General features: G+C 67.7%; 23 protein-coding genes. 14 read left to right on the forward strand and 9 right to left on the reverse strand.

Annotation, left to right across the window (positions count from 1 at the left end; all coding sequences use genetic code 11):
* Nucleotides 1-127: 127 nt before the first annotated feature.
* From ACIQ1T_RS07765 to ACIQ1T_RS07780, 4 genes are all read left to right on the forward strand, one after another.
* Complete coding sequence (locus tag ACIQ1T_RS07765) at nucleotides 128-640, forward strand: DUF3617 domain-containing protein (protein ID WP_395943962.1); 513 nt, start codon at nucleotides 128-130, stop codon at nucleotides 638-640.
* Between the two features lie 331 nt (nucleotides 641-971).
* Complete coding sequence (locus ACIQ1T_RS07770) at nucleotides 972-3,188, forward strand: RNA degradosome polyphosphate kinase (RefSeq protein WP_395943963.1); 2,217 nt, start codon at nucleotides 972-974, stop codon at nucleotides 3,186-3,188.
* The gene (locus tag ACIQ1T_RS07775; protein ID WP_395943964.1) at nucleotides 3,188-4,675 is read left to right on the forward strand and encodes a Ppx/GppA family phosphatase; all 1,488 of its coding nucleotides are present in this window, start codon (nucleotides 3,188-3,190) and stop codon (nucleotides 4,673-4,675) included. Before ACIQ1T_RS07770 ends, ACIQ1T_RS07775 begins: the two co-directional genes overlap by 1 nt.
* A gap of 50 nt (nucleotides 4,676-4,725) precedes the next feature.
* Nucleotides 4,726-5,091: a VOC family protein gene (locus tag ACIQ1T_RS07780; RefSeq protein ID WP_395943965.1), complete on the forward strand. Its 366-nt coding sequence runs from the start codon at nucleotides 4,726-4,728 to the stop codon at nucleotides 5,089-5,091.
* 47 nt (nucleotides 5,092-5,138) lie between these two features.
* Here the strand turns inward: ACIQ1T_RS07780 and rnd are convergent, their stop codons facing one another.
* Nucleotides 5,139-6,290 (reverse strand): ribonuclease D, encoded by a 1,152-nt coding sequence (rnd, locus tag ACIQ1T_RS07785; RefSeq protein ID WP_395943966.1) that lies wholly within the window; start codon nucleotides 6,288-6,290, stop codon nucleotides 5,139-5,141.
* A 79-nt stretch (nucleotides 6,291-6,369) separates the two neighbouring features.
* On the opposite strand from rnd, the gene purM reads away from it, so the two are divergent.
* A complete protein-coding gene (gene purM / locus ACIQ1T_RS07790) occupies nucleotides 6,370-7,407 on the forward strand; it encodes a phosphoribosylformylglycinamidine cyclo-ligase (protein WP_395943967.1) in 1,038 nt (345 codons plus the stop codon).
* Nucleotides 7,408-7,411: 4 nt separating this feature from the next.
* Entirely contained in the window at nucleotides 7,412-8,770 is a 1,359-nt protein-coding gene (locus ACIQ1T_RS07795; RefSeq protein WP_395943968.1) for a M20/M25/M40 family metallo-hydrolase, read from the forward strand.
* Nucleotides 8,771-8,846: 76 nt separating this feature from the next.
* Here ACIQ1T_RS07795 and ACIQ1T_RS07800 read toward each other — a convergent pair whose 3' ends face one another.
* On the reverse strand, nucleotides 8,847-10,457 hold the full coding sequence (locus tag ACIQ1T_RS07800) for a S10 family peptidase (RefSeq protein WP_395943969.1): 1,611 nt from the start codon (nucleotides 10,455-10,457) through the stop codon (nucleotides 8,847-8,849).
* Between the two features lie 154 nt (nucleotides 10,458-10,611).
* Between ACIQ1T_RS07800 and purN the strand changes: the two genes are divergently transcribed.
* Both purN and ACIQ1T_RS07810 read left to right on the forward strand, forming a co-directional pair.
* On the forward strand, nucleotides 10,612-11,214 hold the full coding sequence (gene purN, locus ACIQ1T_RS07805; RefSeq protein ID WP_395943970.1) for a phosphoribosylglycinamide formyltransferase: 603 nt from the start codon (nucleotides 10,612-10,614) through the stop codon (nucleotides 11,212-11,214).
* 222 nt (nucleotides 11,215-11,436) lie between these two features.
* On the forward strand, nucleotides 11,437-13,485 hold the full coding sequence (locus tag ACIQ1T_RS07810) for a M13 family metallopeptidase (protein WP_395943971.1): 2,049 nt from the start codon (nucleotides 11,437-11,439) through the stop codon (nucleotides 13,483-13,485).
* Nucleotides 13,486-13,563: 78 nt separating this feature from the next.
* Here ACIQ1T_RS07810 and ACIQ1T_RS07815 read toward each other — a convergent pair whose 3' ends face one another.
* On the reverse strand, nucleotides 13,564-13,764 hold the full coding sequence (locus ACIQ1T_RS07815) for a hypothetical protein (protein WP_054766136.1): 201 nt from the start codon (nucleotides 13,762-13,764) through the stop codon (nucleotides 13,564-13,566).
* 145 nt (nucleotides 13,765-13,909) lie between these two features.
* Entirely contained in the window at nucleotides 13,910-14,329 is a 420-nt protein-coding gene (gene ndk / locus ACIQ1T_RS07820) for a nucleoside-diphosphate kinase (RefSeq protein WP_395943972.1), read from the reverse strand.
* Between the two features lie 141 nt (nucleotides 14,330-14,470).
* Here ndk and ACIQ1T_RS07825 point away from each other — a divergent pair, with 141 nt between their 5' ends.
* The gene (locus ACIQ1T_RS07825) at nucleotides 14,471-16,360 is read left to right on the forward strand and encodes an ABC-F family ATP-binding cassette domain-containing protein (RefSeq protein WP_395943973.1); all 1,890 of its coding nucleotides are present in this window, start codon (nucleotides 14,471-14,473) and stop codon (nucleotides 16,358-16,360) included.
* A gap of 144 nt (nucleotides 16,361-16,504) precedes the next feature.
* Here ACIQ1T_RS07825 and ACIQ1T_RS07830 read toward each other — a convergent pair whose 3' ends face one another.
* Nucleotides 16,505-17,206, reverse strand: coding sequence for an AIM24 family protein (locus tag ACIQ1T_RS07830; protein WP_395943974.1), 702 nt, complete (start codon nucleotides 17,204-17,206; stop codon nucleotides 16,505-16,507).
* A 126-nt stretch (nucleotides 17,207-17,332) separates the two neighbouring features.
* Between ACIQ1T_RS07830 and ACIQ1T_RS07835 the strand changes: the two genes are divergently transcribed.
* Both ACIQ1T_RS07835 and ACIQ1T_RS07840 read left to right on the forward strand, forming a co-directional pair.
* Nucleotides 17,333-18,133, forward strand: a complete 801-nt coding sequence (locus ACIQ1T_RS07835; RefSeq protein ID WP_395943975.1) for a DUF4198 domain-containing protein — start codon at nucleotides 17,333-17,335, stop codon at nucleotides 18,131-18,133.
* Nucleotides 18,134-18,208: 75 nt separating this feature from the next.
* Entirely contained in the window at nucleotides 18,209-18,811 is a 603-nt protein-coding gene (locus ACIQ1T_RS07840; RefSeq protein ID WP_395943976.1) for a DUF998 domain-containing protein, read from the forward strand.
* Nucleotides 18,812-18,814: 3 nt separating this feature from the next.
* On the opposite strand, the gene ACIQ1T_RS07845 is transcribed toward ACIQ1T_RS07840, so the two are convergent.
* Nucleotides 18,815-21,307 (reverse strand): glycoside hydrolase family 3 protein, encoded by a 2,493-nt coding sequence (locus ACIQ1T_RS07845; RefSeq protein ID WP_395943977.1) that lies wholly within the window; start codon nucleotides 21,305-21,307, stop codon nucleotides 18,815-18,817.
* A 284-nt stretch (nucleotides 21,308-21,591) separates the two neighbouring features.
* On the opposite strand from ACIQ1T_RS07845, the gene ACIQ1T_RS07850 reads away from it, so the two are divergent.
* Together ACIQ1T_RS07850 and ACIQ1T_RS07855 are read left to right on the forward strand one after the other, a co-directional pair.
* Nucleotides 21,592-22,404 carry a DeoR/GlpR family DNA-binding transcription regulator gene (locus ACIQ1T_RS07850; protein WP_395943978.1) on the forward strand — a complete coding sequence of 271 codons (813 nt, stop codon included), beginning with the start codon at nucleotides 21,592-21,594 and terminating at the stop codon, nucleotides 22,402-22,404.
* Nucleotides 22,405-22,414: 10 nt separating this feature from the next.
* Nucleotides 22,415-23,563 (forward strand): MFS transporter, encoded by a 1,149-nt coding sequence (locus tag ACIQ1T_RS07855; protein ID WP_395943979.1) that lies wholly within the window; start codon nucleotides 22,415-22,417, stop codon nucleotides 23,561-23,563.
* A 60-nt stretch (nucleotides 23,564-23,623) separates the two neighbouring features.
* Here ACIQ1T_RS07855 and ACIQ1T_RS07860 read toward each other — a convergent pair whose 3' ends face one another.
* Nucleotides 23,624-23,833 (reverse strand): DUF3126 family protein, encoded by a 210-nt coding sequence (locus ACIQ1T_RS07860; protein ID WP_008261149.1) that lies wholly within the window; start codon nucleotides 23,831-23,833, stop codon nucleotides 23,624-23,626.
* Nucleotides 23,834-24,090: 257 nt separating this feature from the next.
* On the opposite strand from ACIQ1T_RS07860, the gene ACIQ1T_RS07865 reads away from it, so the two are divergent.
* On the forward strand, nucleotides 24,091-24,522 hold the full coding sequence (locus ACIQ1T_RS07865) for a hypothetical protein (protein ID WP_395943980.1): 432 nt from the start codon (nucleotides 24,091-24,093) through the stop codon (nucleotides 24,520-24,522).
* A 9-nt stretch (nucleotides 24,523-24,531) separates the two neighbouring features.
* Here the strand turns inward: ACIQ1T_RS07865 and cysE are convergent, their stop codons facing one another.
* Nucleotides 24,532-25,353 (reverse strand): serine O-acetyltransferase, encoded by an 822-nt coding sequence (gene cysE, locus ACIQ1T_RS07870; RefSeq protein WP_395943981.1) that lies wholly within the window; start codon nucleotides 25,351-25,353, stop codon nucleotides 24,532-24,534.
* 20 nt (nucleotides 25,354-25,373) lie between these two features.
* A complete protein-coding gene (locus tag ACIQ1T_RS07875; RefSeq protein ID WP_395943982.1) occupies nucleotides 25,374-26,012 on the reverse strand; it encodes an NUDIX domain-containing protein in 639 nt (212 codons plus the stop codon).
* Nucleotides 26,013-26,034: the final 22 nt, after the last annotated feature.

Genomic DNA, 26,034 nt, shown 5'->3' on the forward strand with positions numbered 1-26,034 from the left:
CCCCAGTCGCCATCCCTCCGGAGCGAAGCCCGCACACGAAATCGCGCGACGATTTTGAACGCACAGCCTGGCCTTGTCGTTGGGCAAGCGGAGCGGCGCTGCGCTCCAGCCAAGGGAAACGTCCAAAATGCGTGTTCAACTCGTCCTGACATCCGCCGTCGCCATGCTCGCGGCCTGTTCCAACTCGGAAGACACGAAGACCGCCGCGAACGGCGATACCGCGGCTCCGGCCGCCGCCGAGACCGCCGCCATGACCGCCCCGCAACCGGGCCTGTGGCAGCAGACCGTCTCGGGCGCCCAGATGCCGCAACCGATGACGGTCAAGATTTGCGTCGGCGAAACTGCGCCGGGCGCCAACCCCTTCAACACCCCGCAGCCCGGCGTGTCCTGCAGCGAGAACACGGTCAAGTCCGCGCCCGGCGGCGCCGAATTCCATTCGGTGTGCGAGGCCCAAGGCATGACCGTGACCTCGGACGGCAAGGTCGCCGGCGACATGCGAACCGCCTACAAGATCGACATCACCACCAAGACCACCGGCGCGAACGTGCCCGCCGGCATGGGCGAGATGAAGATGAGCGTCGACGCCACCCGCCTGGGCGATTGCCCGGCCGGCGCCGCGCCGAACTCGGTCGTTCAGTAAGGGCGCGGAAACCTCGGGACGGCCGCACGGCCGCGCGGTCGTCCCGACCTTCCGGATCAGACGCGCGGATGGTGGCGTCTATGGCCGCGTCGCCGCATCAACCGGCGATATAGTCGTCGCGGCATCGGCTGTCCGGCCAAGTCCCAGCCGATCGCGGCGACCGCCAGACCGACAATCAGCCCCCCAAGCACGAACACCATCACGATCCCCCGATCAGCAGCGTCTCGACAACGAGCAGAGCGTGACCATAAGCCCTGGCGGAACGATCCCCGCATCACGAAAATGTACGCACCCGCTTGCGGCCGTCACAGTCGCGGGCGAGAACCGGCGCATGACCGACGCCGCGATCCACGACGCCACCCGGGGCGAGGAAGTTCCCGCCTCACGCGCCCCCCAGCTTGCGCTGAACGAGGAGCTGATTGCTTCGCCGACGCGGTTCTTCAACCGCGAAATCTCGTGGCTGGCCTTCAATGAGCGCGTGCTGGAAGAGGCCGCCAATCCGAACCACCCCCTGCTGGAGCGGCTACGGTTCGTCTCGATCTCGGCCAACAACCTCGACGAATTCTTCATGACCCGCGTCGCCGGCCTGAAGGGCCAGTTGCGCGAGCGGGTGCGGGTTCTGTCGGCCGATGGCCTGACCCCGGCGGAACAGCTGGAACGGATCAACATCTCGGCCGGCGAACTGATGGCCGAACAGCAGGTCCGCTGGCGCCAGCTGAAGAAGGAACTGGTCGGCGCCGGGATCGAGGTCGTCGATCGTCAGCGCATCACCAAGACGGAGAAGGACCGGCTGGAACCCGAGTTCCTGAACCAGCTGTTCGCCATTCTGACGCCTCTGGCCATCGACCCGGCCCACCCCTTCCCCTTCCTGCCCAATCTGGGTTTCTCGCTGGCGCTGAAGCTGAAGCGCAAGGGCGAGGCCAAGACCTTCTACGCCCTGGTGCCGGTGCCGACCCAGGTGCGGCGCTTCTGGGAGCTGCCGACCGACGGCCGTTCCGCGCCTGGTCGCAAGCGGTTCATCACGCTGGAAAACGTGCTGTTGCTGTTCATCGACCACCTGTTTCCGGGGTGCGAGGTTCAGGAAAAAGGCGTGCTGCGCCTGATCCGCGACAGCGACATCGAGATCGAGGAAGAGGCCGAGGACCTGGTGCTGGAGTTCGAGGAGGCGTTGAAACAGCGTCGCCTGGGCTCGGTCGTCCGGGTCAAGATCGAGGCCTCCATGCCTGCCGACCTGCGCGATTTCATCGTCGGCGAACTGGAGGCCGCCCCCCAGGACGTGGTTCTGGTCGACGGCATGCTGGGCCTGGCCCAGTTGTCGGATCTGATCCCCGGCGGCCACCCGGACCTGAAGTTCAAGGGCTATGAGCCCCGCTATCCCGAACGCGTGCGCGACAACGGCGGCGACGTCTTCGCCGCCATCCGCGAGAAGGACATGCTGATCCACCATCCGTTCGAGAGTTTCGACGTGGTGGTCCAGTTCCTGCGTCAGGCCGCCCGCGATCCCAACGTCCTGGCGATCAAACAGACACTCTACCGCACCTCCAAGGACAGCCCCATCGTCGCCGCCCTGATCGAGGCGGCCGAGAACGGCAAGAACGTCACCGCCCTGGTCGAGCTGAAGGCCCGGTTCGACGAGGAGGCCAATCTGCGCTGGGCGCGGGCGATGGAGCGGGCCGGCGTCCACGTCGTCTTCGGCTTCGTCGAGTACAAGACCCACGCCAAGCTGAGCGTCGTCGTCCGGCGCGAAGGCGACGGGCTGAAGACCTACTGCCACTTCGGCACCGGCAATTATCACCCGGTCACGGCCAAGGTTTACACCGACCTGTCGCTGTTCAGCTGCGATCCGGTCCTGGGCCGCGACGCCAGTCGGGTGTTCAACTATATCACCGGCTACGCCACTCCCGACGAGCTGGAGGCCCTGGTGGTCTCGCCGCTGAACATGAAGTCGACCCTGATCGAGCTGATCGGCAAGGAGATGTCGGCCGCCGCCATGGGCAAGCCCGCCGCCATCTGGGTCAAGCTGAACTCGCTGGTCGATCCAGAGATCATCGACGCCCTGTACCGCGCCAGCCAGTGGGGCGTGCGGATCGACCTGGTGGTGCGCGGCATCTGCTGCCTGCGCCCCGGCGTGACCGGCCTGTCCGAGAACATCCGGGTCAAGTCGATAGTCGGCCGTTTCCTGGAGCACAGCCGCATCGTCTGTTTCGCCAACGGGAAGGACCTGCCGCACGACAAGGCCAAGGTCTTCATCTCCTCGGCCGACTGGATGACGCGCAATCTGGACCGCCGGGTCGAGCTGATGACCCCGATCCGCAACGCCACGGTCCACGACCAGGTGCTGGACCAGATCATGGTCGCCAATCTGAAGGACGACGCCCAGAGCTGGGTGCTGGACGCCGAGGGCCGCTACACGCGCGTCACCCCCGCCGATCCGGAACGGCCCTTCTCGGCGCACAAATACTTCATGACCAATCCCAGCCTGTCGGGCCGCGGGCGCAAGGTGAAGACCCTGCCCGCCACGCTCCGCTATGAGCGCCCCGGCCGCTGATGGCCGATCTGGGTCTTACCGGGCGCGACATCGCGGCCATCGACATCGGCTCCAACTCGGTCCGTCTGGTGCTCTACCGGCTGGAAGGCCGGGCCATCTGGACCGTGTTCAACGAGAAGGTCCTGGCGGGCCTGGGCCGCGACCTGCCGACGACCGGCAAGCTGTCGCCCGAGGGCGTGGTCATGGCCATGACGGCCCTGCGCCGCTTCGCCGCCGTGCTAGAGGGCGTCCGACCCGACACCACGCTGATCGCCGCCACCGCCGCCGTGCGCGAGGCGCAGGACGGGCCGGACTTCTGCCAGCGTGTCGCCGCCGAGACGGGTCTTCAGATCCGCGTCCTGTCGGGCGAGGAAGAGGCGAAGTACGCGGCCATGGGGGTGCTGGCCGGCGCCCCGGACGCCCACGGGGTCTCGGCCGACATGGGCGGCGCCAGCCTGGAGCTGACGCGCCTCAATGGCGAGGGCGTACAGCACGGCCTGACCTTGCCGCTGGGTCCCTTCGCCCTGGCGGAGGGCAAGGGTTTCGACGCCGACCGCATCAAGACCCGCATCGACCAGCGATTGAAACCGATCGCCGACCGGTTCCAGACCGACCGGCTCTACGCCGTCGGCGGCGCCTGGCGCACCCTGGCCCAGGTGCATATGGCGCTGAAATCCTATCCGTTGCGGGTCGTCCACCAATATGTCCTGTCCGCCGACGAAGCCCTGGAGACCGCCCGCCTGGTCGCCCAGCAGTCGACCGCCAGCCTGACGAAGTTGCCCGGCGTGTCCAAGAAGCGCGCCGAGACCCTGCCCTACGCCGGCCTGGTGCTCGAAGGCCTGATCAAGCACCTGAACCTGAAGCGGATCGAGATGTCCGCCTGGGGCGTGCGCGAGGGCCTGCTGTTCGACACCCTGGACGAGGAGACCCGCACCGCCGACCCGCTGCTGGCCGGTTGCGCCGCCCTGGGCGGCCGCCAGGGGATCGACCCGGCCCTGCCCGGCGCCCTGAACGGCTGGATGTCAGATATCATCGCCGCCCTGCCCAAGGCCTTCGGTGAGGCTCGCGACACCGTCCTGACCGCCGCCGCCTGTCGCCTGGCCGACCTGGGCGCCCGGCTGCATCCCGACCATCGGCTGGAGCTTGTGTTCGACCAGGTCTTGCGCGCGCCGGTCGCCGGGGTCAGCCACGCCGAACGCGCCTTCCTGGCCGCCGTGATGAACGCCCGCTACGGCGGCGGCTCGGCCACGCCCCAGCCGGAAATCATCGCCCGCCTGCTGGACGAGAACGCCGCCCGGCGCGCCCGCGCCCTGGGGCTCGCCATCCGCCTGGCCTGCGACCTTTCGGGCCGATCGCCCCAACTTCTGGCCAACGCCACGGCCACGGTGAAGGGCGGCGACCTGAAGCTGACCGCGACGGACGGCTATGCCGACGTGCTGCTGGGCGACCAGACGAAGAAGCGCGCCAAGGCCCTGGCCGAAGCCATGGGACTGGGTCTGTCGATCTAGACAGTTCGACGAACAAGGTTCAGCCTGTTCGTCGAACGAAAGGAATACCCATGCCCGTGACCGGAATCGGCGGCTTCTTCTTCCGAGCCAAGGACACCGAGGCCCTCGCGGCCTGGTATCTGGAACACCTCGGCGTCGGCGCGCCCGCGGGGCAGTTCCTGTGGGACCAGCAGGCGGGTCCGACCGTCTTCGCCCCCTTCAAGGAGACGACCGACTATTTCGCCGAGGACAAGCGCTGGATGCTGAACCTGCGCGTCGACGGGCTGGACAACCTGCTGGCTTCGCTGAAGGCGGCTGGAATCGAAGTGATCACCAAGGACGACTGGGACGCCACGCCCGAGATCGGCCGCTTCGCCCGCATCCACGACCCGGAAGGCAATCCGATCGAACTGTGGGAACCGCCGGCGGCCACATAGTCTCCTCCCCATCGCAGATAGGGAGGAGACGTTTTAAGTTCCGCGCCCTAGCCCTCGATCTCGACGACCTCGACCCGCGACCCACTCAACACCAGGGCGATCTCGCCGCGCTTCAGCTTCAGGGCGTCCTCGCCGAAGATCTGGCGGCGCCAGCCCTTCATCGCGTCCACATCGGCGTCGTCGCTGACGGCGATCTTCTCCAGATCGGCCACCGTGGCGATCAGCTTGGAGGCCACGCCGGCGTTGTCGCTCTTGGCCTTCAGCAGCACCTTCAGCAGTTCCACCACCGAGGGCGGGGCCGGCTGGCGGTGGGCGGGGCGTTCCATCTCGGGCGCATGGGCCTCGGGATCGGCCAGAACCCGCTTCAGTTCCTCGGCCAGTTCCAGGCCCAGGCGCGAACCGCCGAAGCCCTTGGGCACCGACCGCAGACGGTTGAAGGCGTCGGGGTCGGTCGGGGTCTGCTGGGCGATCTCGTCGATGCCCTCGTCCTTGAGGATACGGCCGCGCGGCTGGTCGCGTTCCTGGGCCGCGCGCTCGCGCCAGACGGCCACGGCCTTGAAGGCCGCCAAATATTTGGCAGAGAACTTCTTGGGCTTCAGCCGTTTCCAGGCGTTCTCCGGATTGGTGTCGTAGAGGGCCGGATCGACCAGATCCTCCATCTCGCCCGTCACCCACTCCAGACGGCCTTCCTTCTTCAACCGATCGCGCAGCTTGGGATAAAGGGCCGCCAGATGGGTCACGTCGCCCAGGGCATAGACCAGCTGGCTGTCCGACAGCGGGCGGCGGGCCCAGTCGGTGAAGCGGCTGCCCTTATCCAGTTCGATGCGCAGCATCTGCCGCACCAGCGAATCATAGGCCACCTGTTCGCCGAAGCCGGCGGCCATGGCGGCGACCTGGGTGTCGAACATCGGCTTGGGCATGGCGCCCAGGCGCACGAAGATCTCGACGTCCTGGCGGCAGGCGTGGAAGACCTTCACGATCTTCTCGTCGCGCAACAGGGCCAGGAAGGGCTCCAGGTCCAGGCCGTCCGCCATCGGGTCGATGATGGCGGCGTGTTCGGCGGAGGCCGCCTGGATCAGGCACAGCCTGGGCCAGTAGGTCGTCTCGCGCATGAACTCGGTGTCGACCGTGATGAAGGGCGCGGAGGATACGCGGGCGCAAAACTCGGCCAGCGCCTCATTGGTGGTGATCGGCGTCATTCAGGTGCTATAGCCCCCCGGAACCCACCTGTGGCAAGAGCCGCGCTGCATTTCCGCCCCGATTCCAGGCCCAAGAACCATGAGCGACACCCAAAAGCCCCTCGAAAACGGCCTGACCTACGCCGACGCGGGCGTGGACATCGACGCGGGCGAGATGCTGGTCGAACACATCAAGCCCCTGGCCAAGTCGACGGCCCGCCCCGGATCGGAGCCCTCGCTGGGCGGATTCGGCGCCCTGTTCGACCTGAAGGCCGCCGGTTTCGAGGATCCGCTGATCGTCACCACCACGGACGGCGTCGGCACCAAGCTGAAGATCGCCATCGAGACCGGCCGTCATGACGGCGTCGGCGTCGATCTGGTGGCCATGTGCGTCAACGACCTGCTGGCCCAGGGCGCCGAGCCCCTGCTGTTTCTCGACTATTACGCCACCGGCCGTCTGGAGATCGACGCCGCCCGCCGCGTCGTCGCCGGCATCGCCGAGGGCTGCCGCCAGGCCGGCGCCGCCCTGGTCGGGGGCGAGACCGCCGAAATGCCGGGCATGTACACCGAAGGCGACTACGACCTGGCCGGCTTCAGCCTGGGCGCCGTCGAGCGCGGCCACGCCCTGCCCTATCTGGACCGTCAGGCCGCCGGCGACGTCATCATCGGCCTGGCCTCGACCGGCCCGCACTCGAACGGCTATTCGCTGGTCCGCAAGGTGGTCGAGAAGTCGGGCCTGGCCTGGGGCGACGACGCCCCCTTCGCCAAGGACCGCTCCCTGGCCCAGGCCCTGATGGAGCCGACCCGCATCTATGTGAAGCCGGTCCTGCCGCTGATGAAGGCGGGCCTGGTCAAGGGCGCGGCCCACATCACCGGCGGCGGCCTGATCGAAAACCCGCCGCGCTGTATCGCCGAGGGCCTGCAGGCCGCGTTCGACTGGGACAGCTGGCCGATGCCCGCCGTCTTCCAGTGGCTGGCCGAGACCGGCGGCGTCAGCGACCACGAGATGCGCCGCACCTTCAACTGCGGCGTGGGCTTCATTCTGATCGTCTCGCCCGAGAACGCCGAACCCGTTCTCGCCGCCCTGCTCAATGCCGGCGAAGTCGCCTTCGTCTGCGGACAACTGGAAGCCGCCTGATCCCATGAAGACCGCCCTGCTCGCCTCCGTCGCCGCCCTTTCCCTGGCCCTGACGACGGGGGCGGCGCAGGCGCAGACGCCGGCCGCTGTCGAACAGCCGCTGCTGCACGGCGTCGCCGCCGAGGTCCAGCCGGACCGGATGCGGGCCGATATCGAGGCCCTGGTCGGCTTCGGCACCCGCCACACCCTGTCGGAGACTCAGTCCGAGACGCGCGGCATCGGCGCCGCCCGCCGCTGGACCGAACGCCAGTTCCGCGCCATCGGCGCCGACTGCGGCGGCTGCCTGACCATCGCCCTGCCCGCCGACACCGTGACCGGGCGCCGCGTGCCGAACCCAACCGAAGTCGTCAACGTCCTGGCGATCCAGCGCGGCACGACCGATCCCGACCGGGTCATCGTCATCTCCGGCCATATCGACAGCCGCGTCACCGACGTGATGGACTTCACCTCCGACGCGCCGGGCGCCAACGACGACGCCTCGGGCGTGGCGGCGGTGCTGGAGGCGGCCCGCATCCTGTCCAAGCACAAGTTCCCGGCCACCTTGGTCTACGCCGTCCTGTCGGGCGAGGAGCAGGGCCTGCTGGGCGGCAAGATCCTGGCCGACTACGCCACCGCTCAGGGCTGGAAGGTCGAGGCCAATCTGAACAACGACATCGTCGGCAATTCCGAGGGCCAGAACGGGGTGCGCGACACCACCCGCGTCCGCGTCTTCTCGGAAGGCACCAAGACGGTCGAGACCCCGGAACAGGCCGAACGCCGCCGCTACAACGGCGGCGAGGTCGATTCCTCGTCGCGCAATCTGGCCCGTTTCGTCGACGGAATCGCGGACCGCTATCTGGCTAATTTCGACGTCGAGATGATCTATCGCACCGACCGCTACGGCCGCGGCGGCGACCAGGTCGAGATGCTGAAGGCCGGCTTCCCCGCCGTCCGCATCAGCGAGGGCGCCGAGAACTACGACCGCCAGCACCAGGATCTGCGCGTCGAGGACGGCGTCCATTACGGCGACACCCTCGACGGCGTGGACTTCGCCTATCTGGGCCAGGTCGCGCGGCTGAACATCGTCTCCATGGCGGCCCTGGCCTCGGCCCCGGCTGCGCCGACCGAGGTGGCCATCGCCGGGGCGGTCAAGCCGGACACCACCGTCACCTGGGCGACCGTGCCCGGCGCCGTCGGCTATCGCGTCTGGTGGCGGTCGACCACCGCCCCGCAATGGACCTACAGCCGCGCCGCGCCGGCGGACGCCACCACCCTGGTCCTGCCCAATATCGTCATCGACGACTGGTTCTTCGGTGTCTCGGCCATCTCGGCCGACGGCTACGAGAGCCCCGTGGTCTTCCCCGGCGCGCCCGGCGCATTTTGAAGACCCCGTCCCTAACGAAAAAGGGCCGGAGGCGTCGCCGCCTCCGGCCCTTTCCGTTTCAACATGACCTAGGGGGTCAGCGGACCCCGCCGTTGGCCGTCTCGGCGTAGAAGCGCGACAGGTCAGCGTGCAGCTTCACCAAGGCGTCGTGGCTCGTGTACATCATGTGCCCGCCCTCATAGTAGGTGAACTCCAGGTTCGAGCGCAGCGCGGGCTCCAGCATCATCTGGGCCAGGTCGAACTCGGTCGAGAAGAAGGGGGTAGCGGCGTCGTAATAGCCGTTCAGCGACAGCACCTTCAGATACGGATTGCGCCGCATCGCCGTGGCCAGATCGACCGCCGTGTTCGGCGTGGTCTGCGGCCCGCCCACCGGCGGTCGGTGGCTCCAGTTCCAGTTGAAGCCCGGCAGGCCCCGCGCCGACATCCGGTATTCGACGTCGGTGCGATAGTTCAGCTCATTGGCCACATAATCGCGGAAGACGCCGAAATAGACGCCCGTCACGGCCGAGCTGGACGGATCCTCTTCCGGAGAGTCGCCCGAGGCGTCGGCGTCCATGCCCAGATAACGCATGTCCAGACGGCCGATGGTCTGGCGCCGGTCGCGCAGCAGTTCCTTGCGGAAGCTGCTCAGGTCGACACGCAGATTGGCGTTGTCGATGAAGGTCGGCGACAGGCCGATCAGCTCGCTCATCTGCCGCCCGATCTCGGCCCGTTCGGCGTCCGAGATCATATGGCCCTTGGCCAGGGCCGAGGCGTAGGGGCCGAGCGCGAAGTCGCGCGCCCGCTGCACCTGTTCCTCGACCGTCGCGGCCGGATTGGCCAGCTTGCGGTGATACCAGGCGGTCGCCGCATAGGTCGGCAGCAGGGTGACGAAATTCTGCGGATAGCCCGGCTGGCGCACGCCGTAGTTCATGATCGACGACAGCAGCACCACCCCGTTCAGGGCCATGCCCCGGTCTTCCAGCTGGAAGGCCACGGCGCCGGTGCGCAGGGTGCCGTAGGATTCGCCGATGATGTATTTCGGGCTGGTCCAGCGGTCGAACTTGGTCGTGTAGCGCATGATGGCGCGGGCGAAGGCGTCGGCGTCGCCGTCCACGCCCCAGAAGGTCGAGCCCGGCGTCTCGCCCAAAGGCCGCGAGAAGCCGGCGCCCACCATGTCGATGAAGACCAGATCCGTCTGGTCCAGCAGGGTCATGTCATTGGGACCGAAGGCGAAGGGCGCGGGCCGCACCACGGTCGGCTCGTCGGTCAGAATCCGCTTGGGTCCGAACGAGCCCATGTGCAGCCAGACGGTCGGCGAGCCCGGCCCGCCGTTGTAAAGATAGGTCACCGGCCGCGTCCCGACCGGCTGACCGTCCAGCGTATAGGCGGTGTAGAACAGGCTGGCGGTCGGCATGCCCGCGTCGTCGCGGATGGTCAGGGTGCCCGCAGTCGCATGATACCGCAGGCTTTTTCCATGAGCATTGACCGAATGGGCGGTCGTCACCTCGGCCTCGTCGACGGGCGCGCGAGCCCAGTCCTTCTCGATCGCCTCGGCGTTGGCGTTGCGGAAACGGTCGACGGACGAGCGCATGGCCGCGCCCCCGCCGTTATTGCTGCTGCTGTTCGAGCCGCTCTCCTGAGCGACGGACGCCACGGGCGCGCCCAGCATCGCGGCCATGGCCGCGAGGCAGATCAGTCTCTTCATGCGATAGTCCCCTGTACGCGCCGACCCACAGTCCCCGGATCGGGCCCCCTCGTCGGGCGGCCGGCGTTACACGCTAACGTCCGAACACGGCGGACGACAACCCCGTGACGTTTGATCCTTGCCAATCGGCCCCCGCCCCGTCATGGGGGCGGCCATGTCGTCCGAAGCCGCCTCTCCCGTCCGCGTCGCCGTCCTGATCTCCGGGACCGGCTCCAACATGGCCGCCCTGATCGACGCGGCGAAGGTAGCGGACAGCGGTTACGAGGTGGCCCTGGTCCTGTCGAACATCGAGGGCGCGGGCGGCCTGGCCATCGCCGCAGCCAAGGGCGTCCCAACCGTCGCCGTCCCTCACAAACCCTTCAGCAAGGACCGCGAGGCGCACGAGCGGGTCGTGGACCAGGCCCTGCGCGACGCCGGCGCCGAGGTCGTGGCCCTGGCCGGCTACATGCGGGTGCTGACGCCCTGGCTGGTCGGCGGCTGGCGCGAGCGGATGCTGAACATCCACCCCAGCCTGCTGCCCCTCTATCCGGGTCTGGACACCCACGCCCGCGCCATCGCCGCCGGCGACGCCGAGGCCGGCTGCACCGTGCATCTGGTCACCGAGGGCGTGGACGAAGGCCCGATCCTGGGTCAGGCCCGCGTGCCGATCCTGGCGGACGACACGCCCGGCAGCCTGGCCGAACGGGTCAAGACGGCGGAGCATGAGCTGTATCCGCGCGTGCTGAGTGCGTTCTGCAGAGGTCTGGCGCGGACCTAGATTTTCCGCTCATCCCCGCGAAAGTGGGACCCAGTGTTTTGGGCGCTCCATCCGATCCGCGGCGCCACACCCTCGATCCCCTGCACCCTGCTCTACAACAGACTGGCCCCCGCTTTCGCGGGGATGAGCGGGGTGCGGAGCATCAGATTACGAAAACTTCATGCGACAGGGCGTCGCACCGGCGCAAAGGTGCCGCCGATTCAAATCGGGACCCAGTCTTACATGCAACGTATTCGCCTGATGGCCGCCTGCTCGGCCTGTATCGTCGTCGCGCTGACCGGCGGCGCCTCGGCGCAGGACCACGCGCACGGCGCCCACGCCGCCCCCGGCATCACCCCCTGGGGTTTCGATCTGGCCGGTCGCGACACGGCGGTTAAGCCCGGCGACGACTTCAACGCCTACGCCAACGGCACTTACCTGCGCACCACCGAGATCCCCGCCGACAAGGCCCGGTTCGGTCCGTTCGACGTCCTGTACGAAAACGCCCAGGCCCAGCTCCGCTCCATCATCGAGACCAGCGCCGCCAATCCCGCCAACGAGAACGCCCGCAAGGTCGGCGCTCTCTACGCCAGCTTCATGGACGAGGCCCGCGTCGAACAGCTGGGCGCCGCCCCGATGCAGGCCGACCTCGCCGCCGTGAAGGCCGTCACCGACCACGCCGGCATGGCCCGCCTGATGGGCCAGAGCCACTCCGGCTTCGGCGGTTCGCTGTTCGGCGTCGCCGTGTTCGAGGATCTGCAGAACCCCGACATCAACTCGGCCTATCTGGCCCAGGGCGGCCTGGGCCTGCCCGACCGCGACTATTATCTGAAGCCCGACTTCGCCAGCCAGCGCGAGGCCTATCTGGCCTATCTGACCCAGACCCTGACGGCCATCGGCTGGACCACCCCGGCCCAGTCCGCCGCCGACATCCTGGCCTTCGAGACCAAGGTGGCCGAAAAACACTGGACCACGGTCGAGCGTCGCCAGATCGACAAGCTCTACAACCCGACCAAGGTCGCCGACCTGGCTGCCCTGGCTCCCGGCTTCGACTGGGCCGCCTTCCTCGACGGCTCGCAGGTCGGAAATCTCGAGACCCTGGTGCTGATGGAGAATACGGCCATTCCGGGCATCGCCCAGGTCTTCGCCGACACCCCCATCGAGACCCTGAAGGCGTGGGAGGCGACCCAGATCGTGGATCAGGCCAGCCCCTATCTGTCCAAGGCCTTCGTCGACGCCCGTTTCGAGTTCCGCGGCAAGACCCTGCGCGGCCAGCCCGAAAACCGTCCGCGCTGGAATCGCGGCGTGGCCCTGGTCGACGGCCAGCTCGGCGAGGTCCTGGCCCAGGAATATGTCCGCCTGCACTTCCCCGCCTCCTCCAAAGCCCAGATGGAGACCCTGGTCGGCAATATCCGCGAGGCCATGACCGAGCGTCTGAAGACCCTGGACTGGATGAGCGAGCCGACGCGCGAACAGGCCCTCTACAAGATGTCCAAGTTCGGGGTGAAGATCGGCTATCCGGACAAGTGGCGGTCCTATGACGGCCTGGAGCTGACCGCCGACGACCTGTACGGCAATGTCGAACGCTCCAGCGCCTTCGAATGGGCCTATCAGCGCGGCAAGATCGGCCAGCCGGTCGATCCGCTGGAATGGGGCATGACGCCCCAGACGGTGAACGCCTATTACAACCCGCCGCGCAACGAGATCGTCTTCCCGGCCGCCATCCTGCAGGCGCCCTTCTTCGATCCGAACGCGGACCCGGCCGTCAACTACGGCGGCATCGGTGCGGTCATCGGCCACGAGATCACCCACGGCTTCGACGACCAGGGCCGCAAGTCCGACGGCGACGGCGTGCTGCGCGACTGGTGGACGCCCGAGGACGCCGCCCGGTTCGAGGCGCGCGCCAAGGTGCTGGGCGACATCTACGACAGCCTGGAGCCGATCCCCGGCGTCCACGTCAACGGCGACCTGACCATGGGCGAGAACATCGCCGACCTGGGCGGCCTGCTGCTGGCGCTGGACGCCTACCACAAGTCGCTGAACGGCCAGCCGGCCCCGGTGATCGACGGCCTGTCGGGCGATCAGCGCGTCTTCCTGGGCTGGGCCCAGGTCTGGCGCGAGAAGTCGCGCGAGGCGGCCCTGAAGGAACAACTGACCACAGATCCGCACTCGCCGGGTTCGGTCCGCGCCTCGACCTCGCCGCGCAATATCGACGCCTGGTACGCCGCCTTCGGCATCAGTGCGGACCAGAAGGAATATATCGCTCCGGAAGCCCGCGCCCGCATCTGGTAGGCGGTCGTACAGCCCAAACGCAAAAAGGCCCGGAGCGTCGCTCCGGGCCTTTCTTTTTCAGCCGTTGGGCTGAAGGGCTTACTTCGGCGTGGTCGCCGCGCCGGCCACGGCGCCGATGGCGGCGCCGGCGACGGTCGAGCCGGTGTTGCCGCCAACCACCTGGCCGGCGACGGCGCCGCCCAGGGCGCCGGTGGCGGCGCGTTGTTCCATGGTCTGGCCGCAGGCGGCCAGCAGGGCCACGGCGCCGATGACGGGGGTCAGTTTCAGGATGGTCTTCATGGTTCTTCTCCGAGAGGGGGACGAGACGATGCAGACCAAACGAAAAGGCCCGCGTCCGGTTCCGGACGCGGGCCCTAATGTCGCAGTCGCGGTTGCGATCCTGCTGGCGCTATGCTCGGGACGCGGTCCCTCGCGGCTTGAGCGCTTAGCCGACGATCTGGTCTTCGGTGAAGAACTGCTCGATCTCGATCTTGGCGTTGTCCTGCGAGTCCGAACCGTGGACCGAGTTCTCGCCGATCGACAGGGCGAACTGCTTGCGGATGGTGCCTTCGGCAGCCTGTTCCGGATTGGTGGCGCCCATGACTTCACGATAGGCCAGAACGGCGTTGTCGCCTTCCAGAACCTGAACGACGACCGGCTCGGCGGTCATCTGCTCGACCAGTTCGCCGTAGAAGGGGCGTTCGGCGTGAACTTCGTAGAATTTCTTGGCCTGGTCGGTCGACAGCTTGACGCGACGTTGGGCGACGATGCGCAGGCCGGCGCCTTCGATGACGGCGTTGATCGCGCCGGTCAGGTTGCGGCGCGTGGCGTCGGGCTTGATGATCGAGAAGGTGCGTTCGGTCATGGAGGTGACTTCTTGTTTGGGAGTTTGAGTGTCGCGGGCTTATAGCGACGACCTCCCGAGTTTCCAACTGTCCCTTTTTTCATGTCTGCAGGCCCCTCGCCCGGCGATCGGCGGCCTTCGGACGATTTCAGATTTCGCTCCATGCTCCAGATCACAGACCTGACCTTCAACGCCTGGGGCCGCAAATTCCTCGTGGACGCCTCGGTCAGCCTGCCGCCCGGCTCCAAGGTCGGCCTGGTCGGCCGCAACGGCATCGGCAAGTCGACCCTGTTCAAACTGATCCTGGGCGAGCTTCACGCCGCTGGGGACGAGATCAGCCTGCCCAAGACCGCCCGCATCGGTTCGGTCGATCAGGAACACCCGGCCACGCCGGTCAGCGTCATCGACACCATCCTGGAAGCCGACGTCGAGCGCCACGAACTGCTGGGCCGTCTGGAAACCGCGCCGCCCGAGGAGATGGGCGAGATCTGGGCCCGCCTGATCGAGATCGACGCCGACGCCGCCCCCGCGCGCGCCGCCGAAATCCTGGTCGGCCTGGGCTTCGACCAGGAAAACCAGGCCCGGCCGATGTCGCACTTCTCCGGCGGCTGGCGGATGCGCGTCGCTCTGGCCGCCGCCCTGTTCGCCGAGCCGGACATGCTGCTCCTCGACGAACCGACCAACTATCTCGACCTGGAAGGCGCCCTATGGCTGGAGGCGAGGTTGAAGAAATACCCGCACACGGCCCTGATCATCTCCCACGACCGCGAGATGCTGAACGAGGTCTGCACCCATATCCTGCACCTCGCGAACCACACCCTGACCCTCTACACCGGCAACTACGACGCCTTCGAAAAGGCCCGCGCCGAGAAGGCCAGGCTGCAGTTGTCGGCCAAGGCCAAGCAGGACGCCGAACGCGCTCACCTTCAATCCTTCGTGGATCGCTTCAAGGCCAAGGCCTCCAAGGCCGCTCAGGCCCAGTCGCGGATGAAGCGGCTGGAGAAGATGCAGCCGGTGGCCACCACCATCGAGGAGCGCGTCGCCCCCTTCACCCTGCCCTCGCCGCCGCGTCCGCTGGCGCCGCCGCTGATCCGGCTGGAGCGGGCCAATGTCGGCTATGACACGGGCAAGCCGATCCTTCGCAATCTGAACCTGCGGATGGACCTGGACGACCGGATCGGACTGCTGGGCGTCAACGGCGCCGGCAAGTCGACCTTCGCCAAGATGATCGCCGGCGCCCTGAACGTCTCCGAAGGCGAATTGCACCGGGACAAGAAGATGAAGGTCGGCTGGTTCCACCAGCACCAGATCGAAGCCATGGACCCGACCGACACGCCGCTGGAGATCATCCGCCGCGCCATGCCGGACGCGCCGGAAAGCGGCCGCCGCTCCAAACTGGCCCAGTTCGGCCTCGGCTACGAAAAGCAGGAGACCACGGTGGACAGCCTGTCGGGCGGCGAACGCGCCCGCCTGCTGCTGAACATGGTGGCCATGGACGCGCCCCACGTCCTGATCCTCGACGAACCGACCAACCACCTGGACATCGACAGCCGCCGCGCCCTGCTGGACGCGCTGAACGACTACACCGGCGCCGTCATCCTGATCACCCACGACCGTTCGCTGATGGAGATGGTGGCCGACCGGCTGTGGCTGGCCGCCGACGGGACGGTGAAACCCTTCGACGGCGACATGGACGACTACGCCAAGTTCGTGCTCGACCGCGCCAAACAGGCCATCGCCAAGCCCAGCCAGATCAAGAAGGAAGAGGCCGCCCAGACCGACAAGGGTTCGAACAACAAGGGCAAGAAGAACGACCGCAAATCAGGCCCTTCGCCCTCGACCCTGCGCCATGCGGTCAAGAAGGCGGAAGAAAACATGGCCCGTCTGACGGCCGAGATCGCCCGCATCGACGACGACATGGCCACGGCATCGGTCAGCAACCCCAAGGCCCTGGAAGGCCTGACCCGAGCCCGCGCCAAGACCGAGGGCGACCTCGCCGCCGCCGAGGCCGCCTGGGTCGCGGCGGAAGAGGCCCTGGCGGAGGTGGCGTAGGGCCAAGCCCCCCGCTCGCGTCCGTCATCCTGGGCCTTGTGCCTAGGATCCATACGCCCGGTGTCAAAGGGCGCGCACCCTACCGAAACACCGGGAGTCTGGATCCTCGCCACAAGGGCGAGGATGACGAGGTGAAGTATTCATTCAGCCGCCGCTATTGGCCTGCATGTACGTCTCCTCGTAGGGCTGGACCACGACCCAGCCCTCGCCCTGGAACTTCATCTGGATGCTCTCGCCCGAGCCCCTGCCGACCAAGGTCTTGAACGAGATGTCGGTGGCGATCTCCGGCGTCAGATTGCCCGACCAGGCCACTGTGGCGTTGGGGTCAGTGAAGACCGGGCCGGTCGCCGCACTGACCTTGAGGATGAGCGGGTCATAGTGGGAGGTGATGGCGACGATGCCGCTGCCGCTCAGCTTCACATTGAACAGGCCGCCGGACATCATGCCCGCGATCCGCTTCATCATGGTGATCTGGTTGCTGACGCCGGTCTCCAGCGCCAGAACGTCGTTGCCGTTGGCGAAGATGGTCTCGTTATCGAGCCGCAACAGGGTGATCTTCTTGCCCGTGTCGGCGAGATAGACGCGCCCCTGCCCCTCGACCTTCATCAGCACCATGCCTTCGCCGCTGACGGCCTTCTTCAGAAGATTGCCGATTCCCTGCTCCATCAGGCCCTGACGCGTGAACTTCACCTGGCCGGTCCGCGCCACCATGGCCCCGGATTTCGCCCAGACCGAGCCGTTCAGCCGCACCTCGAGCAGATACTGGTTCTCCAGTTCGAAGGCTTCGGTGCTGACGTCCTTCTCCTTATAGGCGGCGACGAACTCGGCGACGGTCTTCACGGGCATGGGGAACCTCAGGAATGGGGGATTCTGGGAAGACGGAACCTGCGCGAACAACCGTCAGTCGCGCAAGCCTGAACGATTGCAAACGCCTCGCAATCTTATAATGTTCGTGCGAACGGGAGCGCGACCATGACCAGAACCACCCTGCACGCCGGCCTGCTGGCCAGTCTTCTCGCCGTCTGGAGTGCAGGTGCGGCCCAGGCCCACTCCCCCTATCTGCGACCCAATGTCTTCGACGCCACCAACCGCGACCACGTTACGGTCGAGGCGGCCTTCACCGAGGACGTCTTCAACGCCGAGGTCGTGATGCGGTCCGACAGCTTCCATATCGTCGGCCCAAACGGTGACACGCCGATCAGCGCCGTCACCTATCTGCGGGATCTGGCCGTGTTCGAGGCGCCGACGCCGGTCGACGGCCTCTATCGCCTGTCCTCCGGCGCCCGCGTCGGTCGTTCGGCCAAGATGTACGAGACCCCGTCCGGCTGGAAGATGGTCGGCGAGGAGGATACGCCCCCGCCTCCCGGCGCCGAACTGGTCGATGTCCAGAGCATCACCGTCGCCGACGTCTATGTAGTGCGCGGCGCCCCCGACGACGCCGCCCTGAAACCTGTCGGCCAGGGGCTTGAACTTCAGCCCCTGACCCAGCCCAACGACATCGTCGCCGGCGAGGACGCGACCTTCCGCCTGCTGTTCGACGGCCAGCCCCTGGCCGGCGCCGCCGTCACCGTCTTCCGCGAGGCCGGCCAGTACGACGGCAAGAAGATAGAGGCCGAACTGACCACCGACGCCACAGGCCTGCTGACGATCCGCGTCGACGACCCCGGCGCCTATATGACCCAGGTCCGCCACCGCACCGCCTCCCCCGCCGGCGCGGCGACGCCCTATCGCAGCTACAGCCACACCCTGACCTTCGTCGCCCACGCGGGCTGAGGCGGCGATTACATCCGCTGATTGTCCGGCGCATTCTCCATGCTACCGTCCACGGCGAAGCTTGGGGGACACGGCGTGACTTGGACGAAAATCCACATCCTGCTGCTGGGCGCGATCCTGCTGCCCATCCTCTATTTCGGGGTGCAACTTGTCCTGGGGCCGACATTCCCCGGTTACGACCCGATGACCGATGCAGCCAGTCTGCTTGGATCGGATCGGTCTCCCTATGCGGCCGTGTTCAACGCCGTCGCCTTGATTTGCGGCGCCATTGGCCTAGCGGGCGCGTTCGGGCTGTTTGGCGCCTTCAGGGAGGATCGCTGTCCGTTCGCGCTCAATCTGCTGATCCTCGCTGCAGTTCTGCTCGCGGCCAGCGGCTGTATCTGGGCCGGCGTCTTCCCGCTGCCGGACCCGCGTCACCGCACCAATCCCTCGACACCCGCTCTGCTGGCCCTGCCGCTGCTGTTCGCCGTCGCAGCCTTCGCGGCCCCGTCTTTGAAGCGATGGCGCGTCTATTTTGTCGCCAATCTGGCGCTGATGGCGCTGATGGTGCTGATCATGTCGGGCGTCGTGCCAGTCGATCGGGCAGCCTATGGCGGCCTGCTGCAACGGTTCATCGCACTGGCCGCCTTCTCCCCCATAAGCGTCGCCGCCGTCGCCTTGTGGCGAACGGCGGCCTGATCCTCACCCCGGACAGCGGGTCTCCGTCTGGCTGGCGTCCAGCTTGATCTCCGAGATGGACAACGTCAGCGCTCTGCCGGTCGCCATGCGGAATGGGACCTCGACGCGGGACAGGTCGCCGCCGTCGGTGCGGAAACAGGTCAGGGGGATGCGCGCCTCGCGCCACTCCCCAACCGGCGCGCCGCGCAGCAGGGGCGTCAGATCGGTCGAACCGCCGCCCAGAGAGAAGCGCACCGGGCCGCTCGGCGCCGCATCGACGCGATAGCGGAAGCCCAGGGCCACGGCGCCGTTGGCCTGGCGGGTCAGGTCGATGGGCGTGCCCCAGATCTCGACACTGGCCTCGCCTTGGCCGGCGAAGACGAACTGCTGGGCGCTTTCCTGGGCCAGGTCGTCGACCGGGCGAGTGGTCACGCCGCCGCGCGGGCTGGACGAGGTCTTGGCCGTGCCGGGCCGGGTCTGACCGCCCGCGTCGTTCAGCAGCAGGCTCCACGGCGAGACGAACCGGCCGTCGACGAAATAGCGGTCCAGGCTGGCGGCGGATTCGGCCACGCCGCTCTCCTCGGACAGGGCGCCCACCGTCGCGGGTGCGGCGTAGCTGAGCCCGTAGCCATAGGCGAACTGCGGGTCGTAGCCGGGCTGGCCGTGGTTCAGCGGCGCACCCGTCGCATCCCTGGGCCAGCTGAACGACAGTTTGCCGGTGAAGTCGTGGCGCGGCTTGCCGTCCACCCCGCCGACCAGCAGGTCCGCGACCCCGCCGCCCTCCGTGCCCGGCAACCAGGCGGCGACGAAGGCGTCCGAGGCGTTGATCTCGGGATTGGTCCACATCGGCCGGCCCGACAGGAAGACCGAGACGGTCGGGATCCCCGCCGCCTTCAGCCGTTTCAGCGTCTCCAGCGGCGCGGTCGGGACGTAGTCCAGATTGTCCACGTCGCCCTGGAACTCGGCATAGGGGGTCTCGCCGAAGACGACGATGGCGACGTCCGGCTTGTCGGTGAAGGCGCCGTCCGTGCTCAGGGTCGCGGTTCCGCCGCCGGCCTTCACGGCCTCCTCGATCCCGGCCCAGATCGACTGGCCCTGGGGGAAGTCGGCGTTGGAATTGCCCGTGCCCTGCCAGCTCAGGGTCCAGCCGCCCGAGGCCTGGCCGATGTCGTCCGCCGCCGTCCCGGCCACCAGCACCCGCGCATTGGCGCGCAGCGGCAGGACGCCGTCGTTCTTCAGCAGGACCAGGGATTTCCGCACCGCGTCGCGCGCCAGGGCGCGGTGCGCGGGCGAGGCCAACTCTTCGAACCGGCCTTCCATCGGCCGCGCCGGTTCGAACAGGCCGGTCTTGACCTTGGCCAGCAGGATGCGGCGCACTGCCTCGTCCACCCGCGATGCGGGGATCTCGCCCGACCTGGCCTGGGCCAGGGTCGAGACATAGAGCGGCTTCCAGCTGTCCGGCGCCATCAGCATGTCGATGCCGGCGTTGATCGCCAGGGCGCAGCTCTCGTTGCTGCAGCCCGGCAGTTGGCCGTGGGCGTTCCAGTCGGAGACGACGAAACCCTTGAAGCCCAGCGGCCCGCGCAGCACGTCGTGCAGCAGCGTCGGATTGCCCGAATGCTTCACCCCGTTCCAGCCCGAGAAACTGGCCATGATCGACAGGACGCCCGCGTCGATGGCTTGGACATAGCCGCCCAGATGGACGTCGATCAGTTCCTGTTCCGTGCCCCGGAAATCGCCCTGGTCCTCGCCCTCGAAGGTGCCGCCGTCAGCCAGGAAATGTTTGGCGGAGCCGGCGATATGGCCCGGCGCCAGCGGCTGTCCCGCCCGAAGCTCGCCCTGCAGGCCCAAGGTCATCGGCCCGGCGTAGGCGCGCTGCACCTCGGGATCCTCGGCATAGCCCTCGTAGGCGCGGCCCCAGCGGTCGTCGCGCGGCACGGCCAGGGTGGGGCCGAAGGTCCATTCCGCCCCGGTCACCGCCACCTCGACCGCCGTCGCCGCGCCGATACGGCGGATCAGATTGGGGTCGCGCGCGGCGCCCAGGCCGATATTGTGCGGGAAGATGGTCGCGCCGGGGACGTTGTTGTGCCCGTGGACCGCGTCGATGCCGTAGATCAGCGGGATGACCGTCCCGCCCCGAGCCTCGTTGGCGGCGCGGAAGGCGCGGGCCAGGTCCAGCCATTTCTGCGCCGGCGCCTTGTCGTCGCCCCAGGGACCGGAACTGCCGCCGGCCAGGATCGACCCCAGCGGATAGGTCTTCAGATCGTCCGGCGTGATCGACGAGATGTCGGCCTGGATCAACTGACCGACCTTCTCCTCCAGCGTCATCCTCGCCATCAGTTCCGTGACGAAAGCCTCGGCCCGGGCGTCGGTGATGGCGGCGGGGCTGGCGGCGTGGGGCCAGACGGCGGGATTGGCCCGCGCCGCCTCGGGCACGGCGATCTGCTGCGCCAGGACGGGAGCGCCGCCCGACAGGGCGAGCGCCAGGCTCATCAGGGATACGGTGGTGCGGCGCATGATCTTCCTCGCGTGTTCGGCCCCATGAGGCGATGCGGAGAAGGTCCGGAAACAGGCGGATGGACGTCGTCGGAGGCCATGCCGCCCCCGGCCTCGTCATCCCGTGCGTTCGCTCCCGGACGATCGTTCCGCCGCCCTTCGCCTGCGATAAGGGCCACGTCGCGACCCAGCGTCAAGCTGTTTTTGAGAACGTTCTCACTGATAGGGCGCGCAAGTTGACGCAGGCCGGGCCGCATTTCGGAACACGCACAAACAGGCACTTGCAATTAAAAACATGCATCAATATGCACACGATCATGCATATCAACTCGCCGCCCGAACGCCGCCGCGACATCATCCTCGAACGCTTGGCCGAGGATCAGCCAGTCATGGCGCGCCAGCTCGCCGAGGAGTTCGGCGTCTCGGAAGACGCCATCCGCCGCGATCTGCGCGACCTGGCCGAGGCCGGGAAATGCCGCCGCGTCTACGGCGGCGCCCTGCCCCTGAACGAGGCTTCGCCCTTCGTCGAGCGGGTGGACCGCGACTTCCCCGCCAAACGCGCCCTGGCCCGGGCGGCGGCGGCCCTGATCGAACCAGACCAGACCATCTATATCGACGCAGGCACCACCCATCTGCTGCTGGCGGAATCCCTGACGCGCGGCCGCCCCGTGACCGTGATCACCAATTCCATCGCCGTCGCCAGCGCCGTCTATCGCCGCCCGGAGATCAAACTGTTCCTGATCGGCGGCGCCGTGGATCCGGAACTGGACGGGGCGCTGGGCGCCACAGCGGCGGCCCAGATCGCCCAGTATCGGCCGGCCCTGACCTTCATCGGCGCCTGCGCCGCCGATCCGGTCGCCGGGATCTCGGCCCTGGACGACCGCGAGGCCGAGCTGAAACGAACCGCCGCTGCCTCCAGCCAGCGGCTGGTCGCCCTGGTCACCAACGACAAGCTGGGCCGGATCGCGCCCCATCATGTCGTCGCCAGTTCGGCGCTGGACACCCTGATCGTCGAACACGACGCCCCCGAGGCCCTGTGCGCCGGGTTCGAGGCGGCGGGCGTCACCGTGATCCGGGCTGTACGCGCGCCCGACCTGATGCCCCGCCACGCCGGCTAGGACGACCGAGATGACCCCGTCCAACGACCGGCCGCAGACGCGGATCGCCACCCGTCTCGCCTTCCTCGCCGCCGGTTTCGGCCTGGCCAGTTGGGCGCCTCTGGTGCCGTTCGCCAAGGCGCGCTTGGGCGTCGACGACGGCGCCCTGGGCCTGTTGTTGCTCTGCCTCGGCGTCGGCTCGGTCCTGGCCATGGCCCTGACCGGGATCGCCAGCGCCCGCTATGGCGCGCGGCCGGTCATCATCCTGGGCGGACTGCTGATGGCCGCCGCCCTGCCCTTCCTCGCCGTCGCCGCCACGCCGCTGAGCCTGGGCCTGGTCCTGTTCGTCTTCGGCGCCGGTCTGGGCTCGCTGGACGTGGCGATGAACATCCACGCCGTCGATGTCGAGAAGGACGCGCCAAAGCCCCTGATGTCCGGCTTCCACGCCCTGTTCAGCATCGGCGGCTTCGCCGGCGCCGCCTTCGTCACCGCCCTGCTGTCGCTCGGCGTCGTACCCGTCATCTGCGCCACGGTCGGCGCCGTCGGCGTGGCGGCGGCCATCCTGTTTGCGTGGCCGCGCCTGCTGAAGGCCAAAGGCGCCCAGGACGCGCCCCTGTTCGCGGTTCCGCACGGCGCGGTCCTGCTGCTGGCGGTGCTGGCGGCGGCCACATTCCTCGCCGAAGGAGCCATACTGGACTGGAGCGCCCTGTTGATCACCGACAAGGGTCTGGTCGCCCTGTCGCAGGGCGGGATCGGCTATATCGTCTTCTCGATCGCCATGACCACGGGGCGGCTGGTCGGGGACCACATCACGGCGAGCCTGGGCGATTTCCGCACCCTGTTCTGGGGCGGTCTGGTCGCGCTCGGCGGGTTCGCGCTTCTGTTGCTGGTTCCGGTCGCGCCCATCGCCATCGGCGGCTTCGTCCTGATCGGCCTGGGGGCGTCCAATATCGTGCCGGTGCTGTTCCGGCTGGCCGGCGCCCAGACCGTCATGCCCTCTGGTCTGGCGATCGCGGCGATCACGACCACGGGCTATGCCGGGATTCTGGTCGGACCGGCGGGCATAGGATTCGTGGCTCACGCCACGGGGCTGACGGCGGCCTTCTGGATCCTCGCCGCCCTGATGGGACTGGTCCCGCTGTTCGCCCGGACCGTCACGCGGGCCGCTTCCGTCCGTTGACGGAGGCCCGCCGCCCGTGACGCCCCGCCGGAGCGAGCGTCACGGGCGAGAGTTCTGCACCTATTCCGGCAGGTCTTCGGCCAGGATGGCCATCTCGAACATGAAGGAGCCTTCCTCGTCCTCGTCCTCGAAGACGATGCCGATGAACTCGTCACCGACATAGACCTCGGCCGAGTCGTTCTGCTTCGGACGGGCCTTCACGATGATGCCGCCGGTGTTGAAGGTGCGCTTGAGGTGGGCCTCGATGCGCTTCAGGTCGGTGTCTTTCACGGGGGGCCTCATGGTCTGAACGTTGGCCGCGGACCCTAGAGACATCAGGCCTTCAGGGAAACCGGCGTCGCGCATTTTCCGCAGACGTTCATAAATCCTCTCCCGAGCGCGAGAGAAGCTGCACGCCGACCAGCATAGCTGGTCCAACGACCGAGAGGGGAGCCCACAACGACCTCGCGCGGGAATCTGTCCAAAGCTTCACGTGACAATCCAAGGTACGTGCGGCGATCTACCGGAACATGTTTTCGGAGGCTGGCATGATGAAGGCTTCGCTGATCCTCGCGGTCGCCCTGATGAGCGGCGTCCTCGGCGCCCCGGTTCAGGCGCAAAGCACGGGCCCCATTGTCCTGCGGGAAGTGGTGGGCGAGTGGTCGCTGCTGATCACGCCTGCCGAAGGCCAGGACCGCAACATAAGCTTCAAGGCCAAGGACGGAAGCGAGAGGCTGAACTTCCCCCTAACGGTGACAACCGGGAATAATGGCCGCCTGAACTGCGTCCTCGACGGCAACTCCGCAGACTGCAGACTGAGAGACGGCGATCTGGTCGTCACCTCATCTGGTGGAGGCGTGAGGATGATCTATCGTCTTAGCGATCGAACGCGCGACGGTTTCACCGGCGACGCCACCTTGCGGCTGCGCCTCCTGCCGGTGGGCGGACCGATCGGCGACGTTCGCATGGCGCGTCGTTAGAACCGCCCTTCAGATCACGAAGTCGTACACGACCTCGGCCAAGGTATGGTCCATCGTCCGGGCCGGCTCCGCATTGGTCGGGCAGTTGACCAGACGGGCGGGCACCCCGGCGACGGTGCAGCCCGACGGCACATCCTTCAGCACCACCGAACCCGAGGCTACCTTGGCGTAGTCGCCGATGTGGATATTGCCCAGCACCTTGGCCCCGGCGCCCAGCAGGACGCCCTTGCCGATCTTGGGGTGGCGGTCGCCGCGTTCGGCGCCGGTGCCGCCCAGGGTGACGTTGTGCAGCATGGAGACGTCGTCGCCGACCACCGCCGTCTCGCCGATGACGATGCCGGTGCCGTGGTCGAGGAACAGCCCCTTGCCCAGGCGCGCCGCCGGGTGGATGTCCAGTTGGAACAGTTCCGAAATCCGGCTCTGGAAGTGGAAGGCCAGGGTCTCGCGCCCCTGCCCCCACAGCCAGTGGGCCACACGCCAGGCCTGCAAGGCCTGGAAACCCTTGAAATAGAGGAAGGGCTGCAGAAGGTTGCGGATCGCCGGATCGCGTTCCGCCACAGCCTGCAAATCGGCCTCGGCCGCCTCGACGATGGCCGGGTCGGCGATGAAGGCCGACAGGCAGACCTCGCGCACAGACATGGCGCTCATCTCGCCGTCCGCCAGCTTGCGCGCGATCTGGAAGCTGAGCGCCCCCGCCAGGTCATCGTGCGACAGGATGACGGCGTTCATCTGCGAGCCCAACTGAGGCTCCTCGCGCGAGGCGGCCTCGGCCGAGGCGCGCAGCTGGCGCCACACGCTGTCCGTTTCGGCGACGATCTCTAGCTTGGCCATGCCGGGCTCCTTCGACGTCATCATACCGCCCCAAGCAAGGCGCGCGCCAGCGCCTCGGGCAGTTCGCCTGTCCGGGCCATATGGTAGGCGCGATAGGCCGTCGCCACCGTCAGCGAATCGCGGACCGTCCCCCGTCCGATCTCGTCCAGCAGAGCGGTGAAGGGCACCCGCACCACGGCGATCACCTCGGTCGGGTCCGGCGCGACCGGAACGGGGCTCAGGCCCCAGGCGATCCAGGTATGGGCCATCTCGGTCGTGACCGAATTGGACAGCTCCATCTCCAGCGCCTGCGCCCAGTGGGCCGCCTCCAGCCCCGCCTCCTCGGCCAGTTCGCGCCGAACGCCGTCGAACGGATCCTCGCCCAGGGGCGCCCCGCCCTCGGGCATCTCCCAGGAATAGTTGGCGAAGGCGAACCTCTGCTGCCCGACCAAGACCACGGTCCCGTCGTCATGGACCGGCAACACCCCCGTCGCCGCATTCTTCGGCCGCATGACGGTATAGTCGGCCGGATTGCCGGTCGGGGCGACGGTTCTGTGCCGGGTCAGCCGCATCCACGGGTTCTCGAACACCGTCTCCTCGGTCTCGGCGCGCCACGCCGGTGGTTTGGCCAGCCCCTCGGCCCATTTCGGCTCCGGCGATTTTTCGGACGAATTGGTCATGCCCCAGCTATGGCGGATGCGG

Origin of the sequence: Brevundimonas sp., assembly GCF_044336875.1 — a bacterium.
GTDB lineage: Bacteria > Pseudomonadota > Alphaproteobacteria > Caulobacterales > Caulobacteraceae > Brevundimonas.